This window comes from Rhizobium sp. YS-1r, from assembly GCF_000757525.1.
Taxonomy (GTDB): Bacteria; Pseudomonadota; Alphaproteobacteria; order Rhizobiales; family Rhizobiaceae; genus Neorhizobium; species Neorhizobium petrolearium.
This window is the reverse complement of the sequence record NZ_JPYQ01000006.1, coordinates 465,305-482,418: the sequence shown is the minus strand read 5'-3', so window position 1 is coordinate 482,418 and position 17,114 is coordinate 465,305. Positions and strand designations below refer to the sequence as shown.

The window sequence follows — 17,114 nt, the reverse complement described above, 5'->3', positions numbered from 1 at the left end:
TCAACTCCGGGCCGATGCCGGCGCTTTTTTCATGACATCGGAGCAGCGAGGATCCCATGACGATTATCCATAATCGCTCCCTAGACGATATCACCGATAAAGCACCTGTTCTCGGTGGCAATGCCTTTACACGTGCTTTTTCGGGCGGTTCCCTGCCGCGGCTGATCGGCATGCTGGTCCTGATCCTCATCCTCGGCTTCCTGACGATCTATCCGCTCTCCATGCTGCTTTACGGCAGCCTGCATTCCACGCCTCCGGGCATGGCCGGCGAATTCAATCTGAACGGCTATCGTTCGATCATGACCACCCAGAACCTCATGATTCTGGCCAATACCGTCGGCATTTCGCTCGCCAAGACCATTCCGTCGCTGGTGATCGCGGTTTTTCTCGCCTGGATCGTCGCGCGCACCGACACGCCGTTCCGCGGCACGCTGGAAGTGCTGATCACATTGCCATTCTTCATCCCGCCGATTTTGACGGCTATGGCCTGGGGCATGCTCGGCAATCCGCAAGTCGGCGTTATCAACATGGTTTGGCGATGGCTGACCGGCGCGCAGGATCCGCTGGTCAACATCTACTCCTATGGCGGCGTCATCTGGCACATGTGTCAGTATTCGATTCCGTTCCTCTTCCTGTTCATGGTCGATGCGTTTCGGGCGATGGACCCCTCGCTCGAAGAGTCGAGCCGCATGTGCGGCGCCTCGCGCTGGACGACCTTCCGCAAGATTACGCTGCTCCTGATGCTGCCGGTGCTGACCAGTTCCTTCATGCTGAGCTTCATCAAAGGTATCGAGACCTTCGAGTCGGCTCTGTTCTTCGGCCTTCCGGCCGGGATCAAAGTCATCACCACGGATATCTACGAGTCGATCAACCACCGCGCCACGCCGGATTACCAATACGCGACCTCGCTTTCCTTCGCGATCATGGGCCTGATGTTCCTGCTCGTCATCGCGCAATGGGCGATCCTGCGCGGCAAGAGTTTCCAGACCGTCACAGGCAAGGGATTTCGTCCCAATGTGATGGAACTCGGCCCCTGGCGCTGGGTAACCTTCGCCTTCTGTCTGCTCTTCTTTTTCATCACCTTCCTGCTGCCGGTCGGCCAGCTGGCGCTCGGCTCATTCTTCCGGTTCTTCGGGTTCTACACCTACGACATGCTGACGCTGGAGCATTACAAGTCTGTCTTCTCCAATTCGGAATTCTGGCGGGCGGTGCGTAACACGATGATGCTCGGCTTGCTCGGCGCGACCGCCACAATGGCGCTCGGCGCCGTGGTGGCCTACATTTCCGTGCGCACCAAATGGAAGGGCCGCAGCCTGATCGACGGCATGGCCTGGTTGCCCTGGATGATGCCGGGTATGGTTCTCGGCGTCGGCTTCCTTTGGGCGTTCGCGATGCTGCCTGGGCCAATCCCGATCTATGGCACGGTCTGGGCGCTGCTGCTTGCCTATATCGCGCTGGGTACGCCGGTTGCTGTCCGCGTCATGACAGGCTCCTATCACCAGCTTTCCTATGACCTCGAAGAGTGTTCGCGCGTCCACGGCGCAAGCTGGGTTCAGACGATGTGGCGCATCCTGGTGGCGCTCGCCTGGCCGGCTTTCGCGGTCGGCTGGGTGCTCACCTTCTTCGGCATCATGCGCGAGCTTTCAGCATCGATCCTTCTCTATTCGGTCGGTTCGGAAACGCTTGCCGTCGTGCTCCTGAAGCTCTGGGCGAACGGCAATGCCGAGCAGGTGAGCGTCATCGGGCTCCTGATGATGTTGCTCGTTATCCTGTTCCGATGGGTGCAGCTCCGTTTCATCAAGGCGCGCATCAGCAAACTTTAGGCACGGCGGCTCCGGCCGCCGCCCTCTATCGTTTTTTTCAAGAAGCGGGTCCCGGGATTCGCACTCGACAAGGAAGAGAAATATGGCTTCGGTGACGCTCGAAAACGTGACGCGGATGTATGGTGCGATCACGGCCGTGGACCAGGTGAACCTGAAGATCAAGAGCGGGGAGTTCGTGACGCTGCTCGGACCCTCCGGTTGCGGCAAGACGACGACGCTGCGCATGGTGGCAGGGCTGGAAAAGAATACCGGCGGGCGCATCTCGATCGGCGACAATGTCGTTTCGGATGCGGACAAGGGTTATTTCGTGCCGTCGGAACGCCGCCGTCTCGGCATGGTCTTTCAGTCCTATGCGATCTGGCCGCATATGACGGTGTTCGACAATGTCGCCTATCCGTTGCGTATCCGCCGCAAGTCGGACAAGGAAATCCGCGATCGGGTGATGAACGCGTTACGTCTGGTCGAGATGGAGCAATATGCCGAGCGTCCGTCGCCGGCACTCTCGGGCGGTCAGCAGCAGCGTGTCGCGATTGCCCGCGCGCTGGTGTTCGAGCCGGAAGTGTTGCTGCTCGACGAGCCGCTCTCAAATCTCGATGCGCGGTTGCGCACCCAGATGGGCGACGAGTTCCGGGCGCTACAACAACGGCTGAAGATCACCGCGCTTTATGTCACCCACGACCAGTCGGAAGCCATGGCGCTTTCCGACCGCGTCGTCGTGATGCATGGCGGAAAGATCCTGCAGGTCGGCGCGTCTGAAGAGATCTATCGGCGACCGGAAAACCGGCAGGTCGCCGCGTTCTTCGGCACGCCCAACTTGCTGAATGCGAAGGTCAAGGATTGTCGCCCGAACGGTGGTCAGTATTACAAACTGGATGTCGAAGGGCAGGGCTGGTCCGGCGAATGTCATGCGGCGACCGAAATGCCGAGGGGCACGGATGTCACCGTCATGGTGCGCCCCGAGAACCTGCAGATTCGCGAAGCAGGCGCCATCGAGGAGGGGCTCTCCTGGTCGGGTGAAATCTCTCAGGCGATCTTCCGCGGCCCGCACCGCTCGATCATGGTCAAGACGCCTGCGCAGACGCTGCATGTGGAAACGCCGTCGCTTGCAGAGATCGGCATCGGCCGTCCGGTGACGGTCGCGGCACCCTCTGACGCCGCCTGGGCCGTCCGCAATTAACAACCTTGCCGATGTGTACACGTCCGAGGCTGATGTTTCTCGATTTCTTTCCGGATTGCAGGGAAGTTATGGCCTGCATCCATTTCTAATTGGCTGTCAGCCAATTTATGTATACATAGATGGTCTCGATATAATGCTCCGGGCTTCGTTTAATGTGGGCTCGGGAGTGCTGGCTCGATCGAGTGAGGAGGAGAAATGGCCAAGAATCTGACCCAGATCCTGAAGGAAAAGGGCAATACCGTCGAGATGCTGCGCAATTCGCGCATCGGCATGTACATCTATCCGGTCGTCGCCCCGGAGTTCTCGAACTGGCGCACCGAACAGGTCGCCTGGCGTGAATCGGCCGTTCTCTTCGACCAGTCGCACCACATGGACGAGTTGATCGTCGAGGGGCCGGATGCGGCAAAGTTCCTCGAAGGCCTGGCGATCAACAGCTTTGCGAATTTCGACACCAACCGCGCCAAGCACTACGTTCCGGTCACTCCGGCCGGTCATGTCATCGGCGACATGATCATCTTCCGCGAGACGGAGCAGAAATTCGTGCTCGTCGGCCGCGCGCCGACCGCCAACTGGCTGCGCTACAACGCTGCGCTCGGCAAGCACAACGTGAAGCTCACCCATGATCCACGCTCGCCCTCGCGCCCGGACGGGAAGCAGGTGACCCGTGTTCACTATCGCTTCCAGATCCAGGGGCCTGATGCGCCTAAAATCTTCGAAAAGATGAACGGCGGTCCGATCCCGGACATCAAGTTCTTCCATGTCGACTGGATCAATGTCGGCAACAAGAAAGTTCAGGCTTTGCGTCATGGCATGGCCGGCGCTCCCGGTCTCGAAATCTGGGGGCCTTATGCGGAGAAGGACGAGGTTCGCGACATCATCGCCAAGGCTGCGAAGGATGCGGGCGTCGATCTCTATCTCGTCGGGGCCCGCGCCTATTCGACCAATACGCTGGAATCAGGTTGGATTCCGTCACCTCTTCCGGCGATCTATACCGGCGAGGAACTCAAGGGCTATCGCGACTGGCTTACGGAAGACAGCTATGAGGCGACCGGCTCAATCGGCGGCAGCCTCGTCTCCGATAATATCGAGGACTATTACGTCAATCCTTATGAACTCGGCTACGGCATCTATATCAAGTTTGACCATGACTTCGTGGGCCGTGCCGCTCTCGAAGCGATGAAGGGCAAGCCGCAGCGCAAGAAGGTCACTTTCGAGTGGAATGCGGAAGACGTGATGAAGGTCATCGCGTCGAACTTTGTGCCCGGTGGCGAGGCCTACAAGTGGATCGACCTGCCGCAGCCGAACTATGCGTCCTCCAGCGCCGACAGGATCATGCACGGCAGCAAGGTCGTCGGCATGTCGATGTTCAACGGTTACAGCTACAATGAGCGGTGCATGCTCTCACTCGGCGTCGTCGATCACGACGTCCAGGAAGGCGACGTTCTGACGCTGATCTGGGGTGAGCCGAATGGCGGCACCGACAAGACGTCGATCGAAAAGGGTCACAAGCAGGCCGAAATCCGCGTCCGCGTTTCACCGACGCCCTATGCCCGCGAAGCGCGCGAGAACTACGCCGAAAGCTGGCGCACCAAGCACGCCTGATTCCACTCCCAAGGCCAACGCGGAAACGGTGCCCAAGGGCGCCGTTTTTCGTTGAGTCATGTAGGCGGAAAAGAGAGGTTTTGCCTTTGCGAAGTGCAAATCTGCCCTCTCGTCATACCTGTGACAAGCACAGGGATGACGGTAGATTATGCTGTGCCGGCTCCCGGTCGCTCGCTCGGAATGTGCCTCACGTTCCTCACCCGGCATCACCCATTTTGCCGGGATTCATGATGCCCAGCGGGTCGAGGGCGGTCTTGATGCGCTTCATCACATCAACGGCCTTGCCGTGCTCCCGGCGCATGAATTTCAGTTTCGCCATGCCGATGCCGTGCTCGCCGCTTGCCGTGCCGCCGACGACCAGGGCGCGTTCCACAAGACGATCGGCCAGTTCCTCGGCCTCTCTCAGATGTTCGGGATTGTTTGGGTCAATCAGGTAGGCAGTGTGAAAGTTGCCGTCGCCGACATGGCCGATGATCTGGCCTTTCAGCGATGATGCGTCGATGTCGGCGCGCGCGGCGACGATGCTCTCCGCCAGCCGCGAGATCGGCACGCAGATGTCACCGGTATAGAGATCATAGCCCGGAATGATCGCTTTCGTGGCCCAGAAGAGATCGTGGCGGGCCTGCCACAGCTTTGCCCGTTCGTCCGCGTCGGTCGTCCAGCGGAAGCCGATCGCTCCATGGCTCCTGGTAATGTCCTCGGCGAGACGAGCTTGCTCCTCCACCCAGGCGGGCGTCCCGTGGAATTCGAAGAAGAGGGTAGGGGCGACCGGCAGGTCGAGCTTGGAATAACTGTTGACGCCAGCGATCGCCACCTCGTCCAGAAACTCGACGCGGGCAACCGGAATGCCGTATTGCACCGCTTCAATGACCGCTTCCACAGCTTCGGCAACCGTGGGAAAAGCGCAGATTGCTGAGGATACTGCCTCCGGGATGGGATGGAGGCGGACGGTAAGTTCGGTGATGACGCCGAGCGTGCCTTCCGCGCCGACGAAAAGATGCGTCAGATCGTAACCGGTCGATGATTTCCGTGCCCGCGAACCTGTCCGGATCGCGGTACCGTCCGGTGTCACCACTCTCAGGGCCAGCACGTTTTCCCGCATGGTGCCGTAACGCACTGCAGTCGTGCCGCTGCCGCGGGTCGAGGCCATGCCGCCGAGCGAGGCATCGGCGCCTGGATCAACAGAGAACATCAATCCGGTCTCGCGCAGTTCCACATTGAGTTGCTTGCGGGTGACGCCCGGCTGGACGACGGCGAGCAGGTCCTCCGGGCGGATTTCGAGGACCTTGTTCATCTCCCGGGTGTCGAGCGTGATGCCACCGCGAACCGGGATGGTATGGCCCTCCATGGACGAGCCCGCACCGAAGGGGACGACCGGTACGCCATGAGCGGCACAGGCCGAAATGATCGCCTGGACTTCCTCTTCGGTGCGCGGAAAGGCGACGGCATCGGGGAGATGAGGCTTCAGCCGCGACGTGTCGTGGCTGTGGTGGTCCCGGACCGAGACCGATGTTGCCAGCCGGTCACCGAGAACGGTCTTGAGCTCCGCAATCGCCTTGCCGGCCGGTATAGCGAGATCGTCCATATGTTCTGTTCCTCCCTGATGTCTGCAATGACGAAACAAGCGTCCCGATACTCTGATCCGGGATGCTGATAGATATATCCAATCCAGTCGACTGCCGACTTTCCGCAGCCGGACCACCTCCACCCTTCGACTGGTCTTGACCCGTCCAACCGGCGAATTCCGCTGCACGTGTATGCAAGAACCGGTTGGTCTTATTCTAAGCTGTTTGAGATTCGGGTGAAGAGCCCGTCAAAAGAATCTCAGGTCGCCTGATTTTTTTGTATGCAAATTGAAATGACAACTTGTCGTTTCTGCGTGGATGTGTTGAACTTCGCCTACTCGGGTAGACGATATTCAGGGCAGTGGGATTCGTCTTGGGAGACCGAGTTGGGAGGAAATCGGTGTATACACGGCTGTTCAAGACAGTTGCGTCTGCCTTTGACTCGGCGGGCTCGATTTCGACTGCGGAGGCGGAGAACGCCTCCGTCTCCGCAGGTCCTATGGAGCATCTTTCCCCAGCCGCTCTTCGGACGCCGGCAATAGCTCCCTGCCGCGATTTTTGCATTGGCTGACCGACGATGTTGCGGGTTCTGCCTGCAATGCAGGTCTAGCAAAGACGTTCGGCCGGACGGGGAGGGAGCTTCGCCGGCCTTTCATTCAACGGGAGGAGAAAAGCATGAAACTGAAGGCATTGTTCGCTTCGGCCTGCCTTATGGTAGTGGGCGCATCGGCTCAGGCGGCCGAGGTGGAGTTGACCTTGTCGCACTGGGTTCCCGCGACCCATATGCTGCAGGCGGGTGGCATGGAGCCCTGGGCGAAATCGATCAACGAGGCGTCCGGCGGGCGCATCAACATCACAATTTATCCGGCCTCGCAGCTGGGCGCGGCGCCTGATCACTACGACATGGCGCGCGATGGTATCGTCGATATCGGTTTCATCAATCCAGGTTATCAGCCGGGCCGTTTCCCGATACTCGCAGCAGGCGAGATTCCGTTCCTGATTTCCGATGCCAAGAGTGGTTCGCGGGCGCTCGATGAGTGGTACCGCCAGTATTCGGCCAAGGAGATGAGCGACGTCTATGTCTGCATGGTGCATGTCCATGATCCGGGCACGCTGCACGGCACCAAGGGACCGATCCAGGTCCCGGCTGATCTCAAGGGCAAGAACATCCGGCCGGCGCATGCGACCATGGCGCGGCTGGTGAGTTCGCTTGGTGCGGCCTCAGTGCAGGTGCCGGCCGGCGAGATGCGCGAGCTGATCTCAAAGGGGGCGGCCGACATGACCGCATCTCCCTGGAATTCGATCTACACATTCGGCCTTCAGGACGTAACGAAGCATCATCTCGACATGCCCTTTTACGTTACGACCTTCGCCTTCGTCATGAACAAGGCCAAGATCGATGGTCTGGAGCCGCAGGATCGCAAGGTGATCGACGATCATTGCACATCCGAATGGGCGGAAAAAATGGCGAGCAAGTGGGCGGATGCCGAAGCCGCGGGCCGCCAGAAGATGATCGATGCCGGTGGGCATACCTTCTACAAACCAACACCCGATGAGGTGAACCTGTGGAAACAGGCGACGGCATCCCTGGAGGGTGAATGGGCGGCGGCTGCCACCAAGGCCGGTATCGATGCCAAATCAGCCTGGGCAAGTCTGGCAGAGACGCTGAAGAAATATGACGCCAACGTAAAATGATCGGCAGCCTGATCGATGGGCAGGCGCCTAGCCTTCGCCTGCCTTCCTATCATCCCGAGATCGAGTTACGCCATGCACCGATATCTCGAACGCTTCAGCGACGCTGTCGATGTGATCGCGGGCCTGTTGTTGGGCCTCTGCACGCTTCTGATCGTCGTCTCGACGGTCGGCCGTTACGTCTTCTCCTGGGCGATCCCGGATTCCTTCGACCTCTCCCGCTACCTGATCGGCGCCTGCATGATGTGGGGTTTCGCATCGCTCGGTTATCGCGGCGGCCATATCGCGGTGGATCTGCTCTACGAGCCCTTGGGGCCATGGGGCCGACGCGTTCTCGATTTCATCGCCTGGGCACTGCTGCTCGCCTTCACGGCAATGCTCGCGTACATGATGTTCTTTCGCCTGACAGGCGCATATCGCAGCAACGAAGCGACATTCGACTTGCGCATTCCCGTCTGGCCTCTCGTCGGCCTGATCTGGTTCGGTTGTGCCTCGGCCGTCGTTACTACAGCTGTGGCACCCTTCGTGTGTGGCAAGCACGAAGAAACCAATCCGCTTGAAGGCCATGGCGTATGAACACCGCTGATCTCGTTGCCATCGGCGGCTTCGTCGCCATGTTTGTGCTCATGGGCCTGCGTGTGCCGCTCGGTGTCGCCATGGGCCTTGTCGGGGTTTTTGGTTTTGCCGCTATGCGCGGCATTACGCCGGCCCTTAACCTTTTGACCACGTCGCCGATTCGCGTCATCACCGATTTCAACCTGACTCTGGTGCCGTTCTTCATCCTCATGGGGGTGTTTGCGACCAATTCCGGGATGTCGCGGGAATTATTCCGAACCGGCAATGCCTGGCTCGGGCAATTTCGCGGCGGGCTGGCGCTGTCCACGATTGCTGCCTGCGCCGGATTTGCGGCGATCTGCGGCAGTTCGATTGCGACAGCGGCGACCATGAGCCGCATCGCATTGCCCGAGATGCGCAAGGCCGGTTACGCCGACGCGACCTCGACCGGCGTTATTGCGGCAGGCGGCACGCTGGGGATCCTGATCCCGCCCTCCGTCATGATGGTGGTCTACGCCTTCCTGACCGAGACCGATGTCGGGCAGCTCCTGATGGCGGGCGTGGTTCCTGGTATTCTTGCGACGCTGATGTATATGGCGACCGTGCTGATTGCCCACGGCAAGCACCTGCCGTCCGGCAAGACATTCGATTTCAAGGAAGCGATCACCTCGCTTCGCGATGTCTGGGCGGTGTTGCTTCTGTTCATTGCCGTGATAGGGGTCATCTATCTCGGGATTGCGACGGCGACCGAAGCTGCTGCAGTCGGCGCGCTGCTCACCATGGTCATCGGCATTCTGCGCGGCCGGCTGAACACCAAGCTCATCATGTCAAGCCTCGTGGAATCGCTCCGAACCTCGGTCTCGCTGTTCAGCGTACTGATCGGCGCGATCCTGTTCGGCTATTTCCTGGCGATCACCCAATCGCCGCAGAAGCTGACGGCGTTCCTGGTTGGTCTGGACTTCGGTCCCTACGGCACGCTCGCCCTCATTCTCGTTATCTTCCTGGTGGCCGGCGCGTTGATGGATGAGATGGCAATGATCATCCTTCTGGTGCCGATCGTGTTTCCGGTCGTCATCCACCTCGGCTTCGATCCGATCTGGTTCGGTGTCATCATTGTCGTTGCCTGCGAGCTCGGCATGATCATGCCGCCGGTGGGCATCAACGTCTTCGTCATCAATTCCATCGCCAAAGACGTCAAGATAACGACGATCTACGGGGGCGTGATGCCCTTTATCCTGACAGATATCATCCGGCTGATCCTGCTCGTCGCATTCCCGATAATTGCGCTCTGGCTGCCGATGACGATGAGATAGGAGGGGTCATGAGGGCTCCCGCACTTCTACCGTTTTGCGAAATCCGCGCCGAACTCGGTCCGCCGATCGAAAAGGGAGGTGGCCCGGGCGGCTGCTGGCGGATCATTCCGATCATCGGCGGCACCGTGGAGGGGGAGCGCTTCTCGGGGCGCATCCTCAATCTCGGCGCGGATTGGCAGAGCATCTATGATGCCGGCTATGCAGAGCTCGATACGCGTTACGTTATCGAGACCCATGACGGCGCGATGATCGACATCCGCAACTTCGGCTTCCGGCATGGTCCGCCGGAGGTTCTCGCAAGGCTTGCTGCGGGGGAGGCGGTCGATCCGGCGCTCTACTACATGCGCACCAATCCGCGTTTCCAGACGGGCGATCCACGTTACCGGTGGCTCAACCATACCATGTTTATCGGCACAGGTGAACGCATGGCGAATTCCGTTCGGGTATCAGTTTTCGAAGTGCTCTGATCTACGATCCACCAGAGTGCGGAGAGAAAAAGGCCGCCGGGTTTTCACCCGGCGGCCTTTTATCGTGGCGATCAGACGGATGACGTTCAGGCCATGTGGATCGTCTTGACCTCGAAATAGTTTTCAAGCCCTTCAGGACCGCCTTCGCGGCCGATGCCGGACTGCTTGAAGCCGCCGAATGGATGGTGGATGTCGACAATCATGCCGTTGACCGTCACGCTACCAGTGCGCATGCGGCGCGCAAATGCGTAACCCCGTTCCGGATCGGAGGTGAAGACCGCGCCGGAAAGGCCGTACATGGTATCGTTGGCGATCTTCGCCGCTTCGTCCTCATCCTTGTAGCTGATGATCGACACGACCGGCCCGAAGATTTCCTCCTGGGCGATCTTCATATCCATCGTCACGTCGGTAAAGACCGTCGGCTCGATGAAGTAGCCCTTGCCAAGGCCTGCCGGACGGCCGCCGCCGCAGGCGATCTTGGCACCACCTTCCCGACCTGCGGCGATATAGCCTTCGACTCGTGCAAGCTGCCGGGCCATCGTGAGCGGTCCCATTTGCGTCGTCGGATCGGCCGGATCGCCGACCTTGATGTTCTTCACCGCGCCGACGAACATGTCAGTGAATTCCTGCTTGCGAGATTCCGGCACCAGGATGCGGGTGAGCGAGAAGCAGACCTGGCCGGTGATCGGCATGGAATAGACCATCAGGCTCGGCAAGGCCTTCCCGAAATCGGCGTCATCGAGAAGCACTGCCGCAGACTTGCCGCCGAGTTCCAGGCTGTAGCGGGCGAGGCGTTCGGAGCAGGCCGAGGCGATCGCCCGGCCGGCGATCGTCGAGCCGGTGAAGGAGACCTTGTCGATGCCCTTGTGGCGGACGAGATAATCCCCGCCTTCGCGGCCGGCCGGCACGAGGTTGAAGACGCCTTTCGGCAATCCCGCCTGTTCGATGCATTCGGCAAGGATATAGGCTTCCAGCGGCGTTTCCGGCGAGGGCTTGGCAACCACCGTGCAGCCCGCGGCAAGAGCGGCGGAGACCTTGTAGTTCAGCAGAACCATCGGTGCGTTCCATGGCGTAATCGCCGCGCAGACGCCGACCGGCTCGCGGACGACGCGGACTTCGCCGCCGTCGGCCCGCTTTCGATGGCTGACGAAATCGTCCTTTTCGATCAGGTCCGCATAGTAGGTGAAGAGACCTGGATTCTGGCCGACGAGCTTCTTCGTCAGGAAGATGGGCGCCCCGACTTGGGTCGTCCATGCGTTGGCAATGTCATCAAGGCGAGCTGTCAGCAGTTCGGCCACCTTGCGCAAGTAGCCTGCGCGCTCCTTGAAGCTCATGCGTGGCCAGGGTCCGTTGTCGAAAGCGTCGCGGGCGGCGGTGACGGCCTTGTCGATATCGGCATTGCTCGCTTCCGGATAACTGAGCAGCAGTTCCTCGGTCACCGGCGAGATGACGTCGAGCTTTCCGGTTCCGGACGGGGTCACCCATTCGCCGTTGATGAAGAATTTCTCGGGCGTCTTCAGTATCGTCTCGTTTCTGACAGCGACATTCATTTCAGTCTCCTCCTCTGATAGAATGACTTCCAAAAGACGCGGTCCTTTCATGCTGAGAAGGTACCGCAGGCACGATGCCAGTTCTTCTACCTTTTCGCAGCGCACCGCCTTGCAGCCCTGCGCTTCCGCGATCTTCACAAAATCCATGTGGCCGATGTCGACGCCGTCGATGCGGCCTGAACCGCTCCTTTCGGCGATCGCCTTCAGCACCTTGTAACCGCCGTTGTTCAGGATGACGATCAACAGGTTCGCATCGTATTCCACGGCAGACCAGATCGATTGGATGGAATAGAGGCTCGACCCATCGCCTATGACGGCGATCACCGGCTGTTCCGGCTTCGTCAAGGCGGCGCCGACAGAGCCGGGCAGGGCGTAACCGAGGCCACCGCTCGCCGTGGCAAAGAAGCCGCCCGGCCGTTCGATCGGAAAGAAATCGTGCAGCGCGTCGCGGCCGCCCGGCGCTTCTTCGAAGACGATGCTGTCCGGCGAGCGGACGTCGGCGAGCGTCTGATAGAAGAATTCCTGCCCGATGCCCTTCGGTGCTTTGAGCCGCGGAATGATGCGGGCGGGACCATCGGTACGCTGCGGCCGGCAGCGCAGGCGATAAACGAGGCCTTCGGTTGCTGCGCGCAGATTGGAGATCATCGCATTGCCGGCGATCGCGCTTGCAGCCTGCGCCGGGTCATCGGTGATGAGCCGGAGTTCCGCGCCTTCCGGGATATCGGGACCGGATCCGGCGAAGTGATAGGTGAAGGCGGGCGCGCCGAGGACCAGTACGAGGTCCGTATCGCCGAGGCATTGCGACAGCTTCGGCTGAAAAGCCGGCAAGAAACCCGCGAAGAGCGGATGCCGCTCCGGAAAGCTGCAGCGCGAGGAAAGCGGGCTCACCCAGACCCTTGCCTGCAGGATTTCCGCCAGCCGTACAGTCGAATCCCAGGCATTGTCGATGTCGACCCCGGGGCCGACGACGAGCACGGGTTCCGCCGCATCATTGAGTTCGCGGGCAAGCGCATCCAGCGCTGCGGCAGGGGCGCTGATCATCGTCTCGACATCACGGATGGCGATCGGTTTTGCCTCTGCCTGCCAATCGCTCAAGGGAACGGAGACCATGACGGGGCCGCGCGGTGCCTGCATCGCCATGTAATAGGCCCGCGCAATCGCCGCCGGCACGTCCTCGGCCCGGCCCGGCTCGCAGGCCCATTTCATGTAAGGTTTCGGGAACTCCGTCGGGCTCTCGGCAAAGAGGAACGGATCGTGCGGCAGGAGCTCACGGCTTTGCTGGCCTGTCGTGATGATCAGCGGCGCACGGTTGCGGTAGGCCGTATAGATGTTTCCGAGCGCATGGCCGAGACCGGCGGCGGAATGCAGGTTGACGAAGGCGGGCTTGCGGCTCACCTGCGCGTAGGCATCCGCCATGGCGACGACGATCGATTCCTGCAGGCCGAGCACATAGGAGAAGTCTTCCGGGATGTTCATGAACATCGGCAGTTCGGTCGAGCCGGGATTGCCGAAAATCCGGTCAATGCCTTTTTGCCTGAGAAAATCAAAGACCGCTTCGCTGACCGTCTGGCCGCGCAATTTCGTGCTGCCGGATAGAAAATCCCGCGTCATCCTGTTCATGCAGAGCCTCCTCCCGGCCCGCGAGCCCATAGCCCGCGCGTGCACTATATCCTTATCAGTGTCGCAGATAGCGCCCTGTCTTGGAATTGAAGAATATCCAAGAATCCATTACACCAAGGCATGACTTTGGATGTGCGTTCTGCCCAGATCATGCTGGAATGTGCCCGACGCGGGAGCCTGGGCGCGGCCGCGACTGCATTGAACATGACGCAGCCGGCCATCACCCGCATGCTGAAGCGTCTTGAGGACGGTTATGGTGTACCGCTGTTCGAGCGGACGACCCGCGGCGTGGTGCCTACCGTATTCGGAGATGCGCTGCTGCCTTATGCCAAGCTGGTCGTGTCGGAGATTGGCAATGCCTCCGATGTCATACAGCAGATGCAGGGAGCCAGCCGCGGCGTCGTGCGGATCGGCGGCGTGGCGAGCGTCGTCAGCGGGTTCATCATCACCGTCATCCGCGAGATGCGCAAACAGCATCCCGAAGTGCAATATCAGATCATCGAGGATCTCGAAGACCGGGTGCTGGAGGCGCTGAAGGGGGGGACGGTCGACATCGCGATTTCACCCGAACCCTACCTCGACGACGATATCGTCATCGCCACGCCGGACATCCTGCACGATACGGTGTCTGTCTTCGCGCGTTGCGACCACCCCATCGTCAGGCGGGACCATGTGACGCTTGCAGAGGCGGCGGATTTCGACTGGGCCTTGCCCCCGCCGGGTACTCCGACGGTGCGGGAATGGCAGCGCCGATTCCACGACAACGCGCTGGAACCGAATGCCCCATCGATCATCTCGCGCTCCGTGCCGGTGCTGAAGGCGGCGGTTTTATCGGAGTCGCTGTTCTGCTGGATGCCGTTGCCGCTGGTGCGCGAGGAGGTTGAACGGGGCGAGATGGCGCGCGTCAACGTGCCCGAGCTCGACTGGCAGCGGACATTCCGAGTCTACCGCCGCAAGAAGGGTCTGATGACGCCGCCGACTGCCAATCTTCTGCAGGCCATCCGCCGCATCAGCGAGACGTGGAGAGGGCAGGTGGCCTGAGCGGCCGCTCGGATAACCGCGGCGGCGGGTCAGCGATCTTTCGATCGTGCCGAAAGGAAGACCTGCGGCTCGTAGGAAAAATCCTTGTCGAAAGGATAGATCGGCCGCTTTCTGCGGGCGCACTCCAGCCGTTCGACGAACTGGTCGACAACACCGGGCGACAGAGCCATGAGGTTCGGGTTGGCGATAGGCGCCAGTTCCGGCGAGAGATAACCCGATTTCACGACGATGATCTTCGCTTTGTGCGGATCGAGGCCGAGCCGGGTGAAATCCAGGATATTGTGATAGGGCCGGCGCTTGGCCGAGAGCACGAGTTCGACGTCATCGATGACGACAACGGCCTGGCGGTCGGCGAGGTCTGCCGTCTCGTGGAGGAACTTGACCTTTACCTTGGCTTCGATCGGTTTGCTGTTGATCGCATCGAGCGAAGCCCCGATCGAGAGTTCCAGTTCGGTACCAACACCCGCTGCATAGCAGGCATCGGTTGCAGGCTTGTCGGCGATGCCGGCGAAGACGACGCCGGTGGCACCTCTGGCGATCAGTCGGGCCAGCACCTCGGCGCGGTCGCCAACGCCGCCGCCGGTCGGGTTGTCGCCGGACTCGGCGAGCACGACCGGGGCTGTCTTCGAGGCGATTGCCTTGTCGACGCATTCCTCGATCGAACCTGTCTCGCAGCCGAATACAAATTGTTCACGCGCATCCCAATAGGCCTTTGCGACGCGTTTGGCTTCCCGTTCCAGCACGGCGCGATCGGTGCCGGTCATGATCGCCGCGGCGGTGGCGCGCGGTTCGTCGGCCCAGACATAACCCACCATCAGCGAGGCGTCCCAGACGCCTTCAATGGCGTCGATTTCCGGCATCAAGGCGTAGAGGCTCTTCGCCGGCTCGTCGACCGTCGATGTACGCTCTCCGGGCAGTACGACCGGAATGGGTGCCCAGAGAAGCGTCGGCTTCACTCCGGTCGTCAGGCTTTTGACCAGCATCGTCACCGCGCGGCGCATGGTTTCCTCGACATCGATATGCGGCGCGGTGCGATAGGTGGAATACATGTCGAGCGCGTCGATGATCCGCTGGGTGACGTTGCCGTGCAGGTCGTAGCTCGCCGAGACCGTGCAGTCCGGGCCGACCAGATCGCGGGCGGCGGTGATCCAGTCACCCTCGGCATCTTCCATGCCCTCGACATACATCGCGCCGTGCATGGCGAGGTAGAGGCCGTCAAGCGGCAAGAGCGGCTTCAGGCGCTCCAGGAATTCCGACTTGAACTTTTCGTAGGTTCCGCGGGCGACCGGGCCGCCGGCAATCGCACGGGCATGGATAGTCGGCAGGAATTCGGCGTCATAATCCTTGAGGAAGGCGAAATAGGGCGCCGCCGTCAGTTCTCCGCCGCGCACGACGCGAAAATCCTTCTCCTTGTTCAGAACCGGATTGTAGGTGCTGCATTCGATATGGATGCCGCCGACAGCGATGCGCAAGGGCCTGGGCATGGAGGGAAACCTCAGTTGGAGTTGGGGCCGATCAGGAAATTATGGGCTGCGATGCTCGCAGCACCCTGTGCCCAGACGTCGCCATCGACGCGCTTGATGCGGATGGGCGTCTGGCCGGCGTAGCGGGGCAGCACGTTGGTTTCGACCGCCTGGTTGACCACCGTGCCAAACAGGCCGTCGAACGAGCCTTCGACATGGGTGATCAGGATGAGGCCGGGATCGTTTATCTGGATGAGGTTGGCGATTGCAAGCCCCAGTGCCGAGCCGGCACGATGCAGGATGCGGATCGCTGCCGCGTTGCCGGTCGATGCCTCATTCTCGATATCGGAGAGCGATGTGCATTCGAGCCCCTCGGCGCGCGACATTTCCTTGATCGCCTTCATGGACGCGACGGTATCGAGGCAACCGCGCTTGCCGCAGCGGCAGGGCACGCCGCCGGGCTCGATGGTGCAGTGAGCGATTTCGCCGGCGCCGCCGTGATTGCCACGATAGAGCTTGCCGTCGATAAAGTGGGCGCAGCCGATGCCGTCGCCCAACGAGACGACGCTGAAATTCTGTATCTCTCGGGCGCTGCCGAACAGTTTTTCGCTGACGGCAACGGCCTTCGCGTCATTCTCGATGAAGGTCTCGACGCCGGATCGCTCGCGGATGATCCTGGCCAGCGGCACGTCTTGCCAGTTGAGCAGCGTGGACTGCACGCAATTCGCCTGAGTCTCGTCGACGAAGCCGGAAAGCGCCACGCCGATGCCGGAGAGTTTTTCTACGGCCTCCGGATGGGATTCGAGAAGTCTTGGCAGGCCTTCGGTGATCGCTTCGGCGATGACCTTCGGATCGCGCGACAGAGGTATCGCCTGCCTTGCAATGATCCTGCCGTTCAGATCGCTCAGGATCATCGGCGCGGGATCTTCGAGCAACGATATGCCGACGAAGAAGGCGCATTCCGGATGCAGATCGAGCAGGATCGACGGCCGGCCCTGGCCGTAGACCGTCTCCGTCTCATGGAGCACTCCGAGATCGATGAGGTCGCGGGCGATGCCGCTCATTGCCGCTTTGCTCAAGCCCAGCATGCTTGCCATCTCGGTGCGACTGAGCGGACCGGCTTCACTGATGACGCGCAGCAACTGGCGCTGGGATGAGGTGAGCATGGCGTTCAAGGGACTGTAGGTTCTCGGTGATAGTGGCTTGACACTAAGTTCAGAAAATGAACAAATCAACGCCAATAAAT

The 17,114-nt window shown here is 60.7% G+C and carries 12 protein-coding genes; 8 read left to right on the top strand and 4 right to left on the bottom strand.

What is annotated here, in order from left to right:
* The first annotated feature begins 56 nt into the window (after positions 1 to 56).
* From JL39_RS06665 to JL39_RS06655, 3 genes are all read left to right on the top strand, one after another.
* Complete coding sequence (locus JL39_RS06665) at positions 57 to 1,823, top strand: iron ABC transporter permease (RefSeq protein WP_037147664.1); 1,767 nt, start codon at positions 57 to 59, stop codon at positions 1,821 to 1,823.
* A gap of 82 nt (positions 1,824 to 1,905) precedes the next feature.
* Entirely contained in the window at positions 1,906 to 3,000 is a 1,095-nt protein-coding gene (locus tag JL39_RS06660; protein ID WP_037147662.1) for an ABC transporter ATP-binding protein, read from the top strand.
* A 195-nt stretch (positions 3,001 to 3,195) separates the two neighbouring features.
* Entirely contained in the window at positions 3,196 to 4,602 is a 1,407-nt protein-coding gene (locus tag JL39_RS06655) for an aminomethyltransferase family protein (RefSeq protein ID WP_037147659.1), read from the top strand.
* Positions 4,603 to 4,798: 196 nt separating this feature from the next.
* Here the strand turns inward: JL39_RS06655 and JL39_RS06650 are convergent, their stop codons facing one another.
* Positions 4,799 to 6,187, bottom strand: coding sequence for an FAD-linked oxidase C-terminal domain-containing protein (locus JL39_RS06650; protein WP_052182709.1), 1,389 nt, complete (start codon positions 6,185 to 6,187; stop codon positions 4,799 to 4,801).
* 655 nt (positions 6,188 to 6,842) lie between these two features.
* On the opposite strand from JL39_RS06650, the gene JL39_RS06645 reads away from it, so the two are divergent.
* The 4 genes from JL39_RS06645 (at position 6,843) to JL39_RS06630 (ending at position 10,194) form a co-directional block, all read left to right on the top strand.
* Positions 6,843 to 7,862, top strand: coding sequence for a TRAP transporter substrate-binding protein (locus tag JL39_RS06645; RefSeq protein WP_037147657.1), 1,020 nt, complete (start codon positions 6,843 to 6,845; stop codon positions 7,860 to 7,862).
* 72 nt (positions 7,863 to 7,934) lie between these two features.
* Entirely contained in the window at positions 7,935 to 8,435 is a 501-nt protein-coding gene (locus JL39_RS06640; protein ID WP_037147655.1) for a TRAP transporter small permease, read from the top strand.
* Positions 8,432 to 9,727 (top strand): TRAP transporter large permease, encoded by a 1,296-nt coding sequence (locus tag JL39_RS06635; RefSeq protein WP_037147652.1) that lies wholly within the window; start codon positions 8,432 to 8,434, stop codon positions 9,725 to 9,727. Before JL39_RS06640 ends, JL39_RS06635 begins: the two co-directional genes overlap by 4 nt.
* 8 nt (positions 9,728 to 9,735) lie before the next feature.
* Positions 9,736 to 10,194 carry a DUF3237 domain-containing protein gene (locus JL39_RS06630; protein ID WP_037147650.1) on the top strand — a complete coding sequence of 153 codons (459 nt, stop codon included), beginning with the start codon at positions 9,736 to 9,738 and terminating at the stop codon, positions 10,192 to 10,194.
* Between the two features lie 86 nt (positions 10,195 to 10,280).
* Here JL39_RS06630 and mdlC read toward each other — a convergent pair whose 3' ends face one another.
* The gene (gene mdlC, locus JL39_RS32765; RefSeq protein WP_200883917.1) at positions 10,281 to 13,364 is read right to left on the bottom strand and encodes a benzoylformate decarboxylase; all 3,084 of its coding nucleotides are present in this window, start codon (positions 13,362 to 13,364) and stop codon (positions 10,281 to 10,283) included.
* 120 nt (positions 13,365 to 13,484) lie between these two features.
* Here mdlC and JL39_RS06615 point away from each other — a divergent pair, with 120 nt between their 5' ends.
* A complete protein-coding gene (locus JL39_RS06615; RefSeq protein ID WP_037147648.1) occupies positions 13,485 to 14,405 on the top strand; it encodes a LysR family transcriptional regulator in 921 nt (306 codons plus the stop codon).
* Positions 14,406 to 14,434: 29 nt separating this feature from the next.
* On the opposite strand, the gene JL39_RS06610 is transcribed toward JL39_RS06615, so the two are convergent.
* Positions 14,435 to 15,877 (bottom strand): M81 family metallopeptidase, encoded by a 1,443-nt coding sequence (locus tag JL39_RS06610; protein ID WP_037148551.1) that lies wholly within the window; start codon positions 15,875 to 15,877, stop codon positions 14,435 to 14,437.
* 23 nt (positions 15,878 to 15,900) lie between these two features.
* The gene (locus JL39_RS06605; protein WP_037147645.1) at positions 15,901 to 17,034 is read right to left on the bottom strand and encodes an ROK family transcriptional regulator; all 1,134 of its coding nucleotides are present in this window, start codon (positions 17,032 to 17,034) and stop codon (positions 15,901 to 15,903) included.
* Positions 17,035 to 17,114: the final 80 nt, after the last annotated feature.